Consider the following 5,637-nt stretch of genomic DNA (forward strand, 5'->3'; position numbering starts at 1 on the left):
TACACAAATCTATGTACAGGCACCAGGCGTTTCCCCCTGGTGGCTCCCTCGTGCGCTCTCCTGTTCCTGCCTTTCGGTTTACCGGTGTCATTCCGCTGTTATGGCCGCGTTTGTCTCATTCCACGCCTGACACTCAGTTCCGGGTAGGCAGTTCGCTCCAAGCTGGACTGTATGCACGCCCCCCCGTTCAGTCCGACCGCTGCGCCTGTTCCGGTAACTATCAACTTGAGTCCAACCCGGAAAGACACGATAAAACGCCACTGGCAGCAGCCACTGGTAAACAGAATGTGCGAGAGATGTATCCAGAGTTCTTGAAGTTGTGGCCTTACTGAGGCTACACTGGAAGGACAAATTTGGTGGCATGTCTCGCACAAGACTGTTACCACGGTTCAGAAACTTGCCGGTTTACTGTACCTTCGAAAAACCACCTTGCCGGGTGGTTTTTTCGTTTACAGAGCCAGAGATTACGCGCAGAAAAAAAGGATCTCAAGAAGATCCTTTTTATTTTGTGGTCAACCATTTGTCATTTGCATTAAGCATTACTCTCCGTGTGGCTCCCCCTAACCCCGCTTTACTCAACTAATCATGCGGAAAATGAGGGTCATCCGATGGGTCTCCTTTCCCAATTATTGAGAATTTACCACCTTTAAAACTGTATATTTTATATTCACATTTATCATTATTCGGATTTGACGCCGATAGTAACGTACCATTCATCCATAATAAGGTACTGTCACGATAAAATATTGGAAAATCAGCCATTGCTCCAGGTGGAGGTGGATCGTTCTCATCTTCAGGGGAGTAAACAGCACAACTTTGCACTGTACTCGGATGACTCATGTCATTTTCGATCGTAATAAATTTAGGCAGAGTTGACACAACCTGCCCCGTAGTTTTATCAATAACCCAGCCACATAGCGGGTGGCCATCCCCACATTCATTAGGAAGATCGTCTCCATAGCCGACATACAGTCGATAATGCCCAGCGTAATTAACCTGCTCCATTAGTTGCTGTTGCATAATGCGCTTCCACTCATCGGTATAACCTTTCTGAATACCAGACAGATTTAGTGTTTCAGCAAAAGGTTCGTGGCTCACCTTAACTCTATAGTCCCCGGCCTGCGGCCCCCCCCAGGAAAGCGGTGTTACTCCGAAAAGTAAAACAACAGCCAGATATTTATTTACCATCATGTTTTGACGCCTCCAGAGCCTTAATTATCGCATCCGGCATAATCAGAGCCTTGTTTAGCCCATCACCCGAGTAATACGTCACTCCGTCATGCTTGGCATATCGTCTTTTATGAACGGGGTTACCATGCTTATCTTTCAGCACATTGCCATCTGGAGCCACCTCAAACTCATGGGGATCAGGACTGATAGGCAATCCCTTCTGTACGCCCACCGACGCAAACTCCAGTGCACAGGCATAGGCGGCCTCCTCCACGCTGCCATTTCCCTCCAGATAATCAATAATAGGTTTACGTTTCACCCTGATAATATATTCCTCAAACATCCGGTCCTGCATCGTCTCGTCATACCGTGCATTTACGTCCAGATTCAGCTTATAGACACTTTCCTTCATCACCGTCGGCGTTATCTGAAACCGCCCAGTCGCAAACATTTCATACTTTTCCATCGCCACCATTACCTGAGTGATTGCCATCGATGTCAGATTAGTGTGGGTATATGCCTGTTTATGCGTAGGGTGTGGATGCGGCCAGGTCCGGTTATAGGCGGTATAATCATTGACGGACTCAGCATGGCCAATCAGATCAGCAAACGGGCTGTGTGCCCATCCCTGCTTTTTCGGCTCCCTGAGTGCATCGAGAAACACCAGTGGGTGCATATGCCACTGATTTTCCAACATGCACGGCACCCGGTGAATCCAGCGTAGGTCAGTCAGAAACTTCTCGCTGTACGCGTACCATTCCGGCTCCTCCCTCTTCTTCTGCGGCGTAAAGAACGCTTTCCACACCGGGGATTCCGAAGAGTAGTACCACTCACAAGGATGCTTCACACACAGCCGGTACAGGTGATCGCGCATTGCCGGGTTCTGCACCGCACGCCGGTACTGTTCCGGCAAATACCACGACGCTTTCGGAGCATCAATCTGATTCAGCAACTGCCGGTAGTTGAACGCAACCCCTTTGCTGTAGTGATTATCGTCATTGTCCGCCACGCTGAAAAAACGCTCCAATATCGTCTTTACCAGCCCTTTCGGCTGCGTCTTCCCGTCAAGATGGTCAAAGCTCGACGGACTGTCCTCCGTGGTTTCAAACCCCCGACCGGCCAGATCGTACCGCGACAGCAGCAGCACATCCGGCTCCGCCAGCAGCCCGCGCGACGAACCATCCGGCCAGTAACGCTTACCCTCTTTGTCTGTCACCGCCTGCCCGGACAGCGGCATTACCGTTACGCTCGTCGTGGCTATCAGCCCCTTCTGTATTTCTCCGCTTCTGAATTGCAGGTACACCGGTATCCCCTTCGGACAGCGCGCAAAGGCGGGCGTGTCGCGACCCGCACCCTCCGGGTTTCTCAGGAAATGCGGCAAATTGTCCGTGGTCAGACATTCGATATGCACCTGATAGCGCTTTTCATGCCCGTCCTCCGTGGGCGCCTGAAAATACCCCAGATGTCCCACCGGGTCCCCGGCCTTAATCGGATAAGGGGTCGGGCATACCACCGTATCAAACTGCACGGCTTCACGTGACGGCGGCAGGAATGGCGTCCACCACGCCGGACAGGTGGCCCTGTCACGTTCAGGAACCAGGTTCCCTTTGTCGCACACAACCCACACCCGGTCCCCGGTTTTCAGGCTCATGCGGCCCGAAACCGGCTCCGCCAGCGTGACGTGCGCGTACTGTCGCCCGTTGCTCCCGGTCATCGTGTCATCGCTGACCGCTTTATCCCACATCACCCGCGTCCCGGCAGGCAGCTCCGCCGCCACCCACTGCCGGGATTCATCCACATACGCCTTCAGGAGCTGGCCGTCTGCCACCTTAAACGCCGTGCTGTCCTGCTCCGGGTAGGCCAGCCACGGCGCGAGATGCATATACAGCGTGTAAAAGGTCAGTCCGCTTTCTGCCGTTTCCCCGGGCTGAACACAGTGCCTGACCAGCACAAAAGACCCGGAGTAGCGTAAATCCCCCCAGTACCACGGCACGCTGAGGTAATCCCGGTTAATCCGGTACGCCACCACCTCACCGTCCGCCATGCAGCGCACGGCCTGCTCCCCCTTAAACGGCACAGGGAAATCAACGGCCTCATTTACCGCCTGCCCGCTGAGCGCACACCACGGCGTGGTGGTGTCCGTGATATGAATACCGCCGTGCCACATGCCGCTACGTCCGATAAGCCAGTGCCCGGTGGCTTCCCCCTCAAGATGCGCCTGTATATCCTCCAGGTTACGGAATTCCCGGCCACGGTTGTTTTTTGGCACCGGCCAGCAGATAGCGGGTATCTGTGAGCCGGTTTTCGACTGTGCCATATCAAGTCCTTTAATTTTGTATGGTTAATAGACATTGATCATACACCTGCAGGAACTCAGCCCTGATTTCTCCATATGTAGCAATATGTTACTAGGCAGAGGTGACGCTGAGCGTCGGTAAGGAATGATGGGGTGGGGGTGGAAACATTTAACATCCGTTATGTGAGAATCACAATAAAGGGAATGGATAACATTGATTGTTTTTTATTACAGAGACATATTCAGACGGAGGGATTTCCTCCTGAATTTACAAAGGATAACTGTCATGGGTCTTAAGCCTGGTCCTAAACGAATTGCCGAATCAATAGGGGAACCTGATAAACGCCAGCGCGACAATAAAAAAAAACGGGGAACACAGATAAACTGAAATCCAGTAAATCCTCAGGGGAAATAAGTCAGTCACCAAAAGTCCTGCGGGGTTTTTTTTGTACCTGCAGATGACTCTGATTTGTTGTCGGCACCACCAGAACGCGCTCAGAGCGATTTCAGCGCGAAACCGATGAAAACCACAGCTTACCCGGCGAAACCCCGCCAGAAAGGCACTGAGAGAGTTTACGGCCTGTGAATGGTTATGCAGCGCAGTGCATGACATCCGGTCTGGCGCAGAACAGCAGTTGAAACCGGGATTTTTCCCGGTTTTCCAGCCCTAAAATCCGGGTTAGGGATGAACTACCGGTTCTGTTTCATGCCATAAACGGTCAGTTTCCCGTCCCTGATTTGCAAAACGCCCCGGGATAACTTCCCGGCTACGGTAGAAAGGTGCATGTCATCCATCCTCGGCTGATGCTCCTCCGCCGTCACTGGCTTAATCTCCGGATCAAAAAACTCACTTTTAAACTCCGCCCCCAGGAATTTCAGATCATCGATAAGGGTCGTAAACCATTCTTTCATCGTTCAGCCTCCGCGCCAGTCTGCGCCATTCAGATCACAGTCTGACACAAACTGGCGAAATAAAGCGGTGAACGGACCCGCAATTTATTGCGGGATCGTGAGGAGCTGGCAGGGAGTCGGGGCGGCGAGCCCTGACTAGGGCCACGGGTGTGCGGTTTTGCGCATGCGCAAAATTCCCGGGTGGGTTTCAAAGGGGAACCCTTTGGCACGCGACTGTATACAGTCGGTAACGTGCCTCTGGTTTAATGCGGTAATTGCATTAGATTTCACTAAATTGCATTAAAGACGCTCATTTTTGCCAGAACTTCCACCAGGGCGCTGTCGTCGGCTCCGGCATTTCAGACTGGGGCTGCTTATGCTCCAGAAGCTGCATAGCCTGACGAAGTGAACTGATATGCTCGTCCCGGGCATTCACCGCATCTTTTAGCCCGGCGTTTTCCGCCTGCAGAAGCGCCACCTGATGCTGTAAATCCTGTAAAAATTCACTGTTAATCCCTGTAGAGCGATCGTCAAATGTTACAGCACTACTGTCACGTTCACTGTCAAGATTAAGGGTGCCAAAAACGCGCATAAGTTCAGTTGTATCAATGATTTTTACGGATTTACCATGCTTTACAACAGAGGTGTAACTTAACTCACCAGATTTAAGTAGCTTGTAAATAGTAGGACGACTGACACTGGCAAGACGAGCCGCTTCGCTAATTGATACACGGGCCATTATAAATCCCCCTGAAGACCATCCAGACGAATAGTCAGAGAGCGACAGAGTTGTTCCACATCTTCATGCAGCTTTTCGCAAAGATCCGCCTCAGCATCGAGATCAAGTTCATTAAGCTTTTCCAGCAGAAGCAGAGTCTGCCCCTGGATAAACTTCGCCATATTAAGCGCAGTTTTCTGTTGTTTCGTCATCACAGCGTCAGTGCTCCATGTTATCTCCGGTTCTTTTCCGCTTCCTCGCCCGTTCGCTCGCTACGCTCGGTCACTTGTCTGCGGCGAGCGGACGGAACGTACTAAGTGGCAAGTAAGACAGAAGATAAACGTAAGGGGAAAGCAACCCAAAAGCCAGGATAAGGCCACGCCCCGCCGGGGCGTTTTTCCATAGGCTCCGCCCCCCTGACGAGCATCACAAAAATCGACGCTCAAATCAGAAGTGGCGAAACCCGACAGGACTTAAAGATACCAGGCGTTGAGCCTGTTTAGGATTCTGTGTAAATGCCTTTTCTCAGAAGTGACCGTCTAGGCGGTCACCGAACTCGATA

Annotated in this window: 6 protein-coding genes; 1 reads left to right on the forward strand and 5 read right to left on the reverse strand. The window is 51.8% G+C overall.

What is annotated here, in order from left to right; all coding sequences use genetic code 11:
* Positions 1-167: 167 nt before the first annotated feature.
* Positions 168-332 (forward strand): replication initiation protein, encoded by a 165-nt coding sequence (locus tag FEK50_RS24815; protein ID WP_130259266.1) that lies wholly within the window; start codon positions 168-170, stop codon positions 330-332.
* Positions 333-579: 247 nt separating this feature from the next.
* Here the strand turns inward: FEK50_RS24815 and FEK50_RS23900 are convergent, their stop codons facing one another.
* From FEK50_RS23900 to FEK50_RS23920, 5 genes are all read right to left on the reverse strand, one after another.
* A complete protein-coding gene (locus tag FEK50_RS23900; protein WP_130259262.1) occupies positions 580-1,191 on the reverse strand; it encodes a hypothetical protein in 612 nt (203 codons plus the stop codon).
* A complete protein-coding gene (locus FEK50_RS23905) occupies positions 1,178-3,487 on the reverse strand; it encodes a hypothetical protein (RefSeq protein WP_131162574.1) in 2,310 nt (769 codons plus the stop codon). The genes FEK50_RS23900 and FEK50_RS23905 overlap by 14 nt, the downstream gene beginning before the upstream one ends.
* Before the next feature lie 669 nt (positions 3,488-4,156).
* Positions 4,157-4,378 (reverse strand): hypothetical protein, encoded by a 222-nt coding sequence (locus FEK50_RS23910; protein ID WP_131162575.1) that lies wholly within the window; start codon positions 4,376-4,378, stop codon positions 4,157-4,159.
* A 289-nt stretch (positions 4,379-4,667) separates the two neighbouring features.
* Positions 4,668-5,096, reverse strand: a complete 429-nt coding sequence (locus FEK50_RS23915) for a helix-turn-helix domain-containing protein (protein ID WP_131162576.1) — start codon at positions 5,094-5,096, stop codon at positions 4,668-4,670.
* Positions 5,096-5,287 carry a Rop family plasmid primer RNA-binding protein gene (locus FEK50_RS23920; RefSeq protein WP_130259267.1) on the reverse strand — a complete coding sequence of 64 codons (192 nt, stop codon included), beginning with the start codon at positions 5,285-5,287 and terminating at the stop codon, positions 5,096-5,098. Before FEK50_RS23920 ends, FEK50_RS23915 begins: the two co-directional genes overlap by 1 nt.
* Positions 5,288-5,637: the final 350 nt, after the last annotated feature.

The sequence above is a fragment of the Escherichia sp. E2586 genome (genome assembly GCF_005781105.1).
Taxonomy (GTDB): domain Bacteria; phylum Pseudomonadota; class Gammaproteobacteria; order Enterobacterales; family Enterobacteriaceae; genus Escherichia.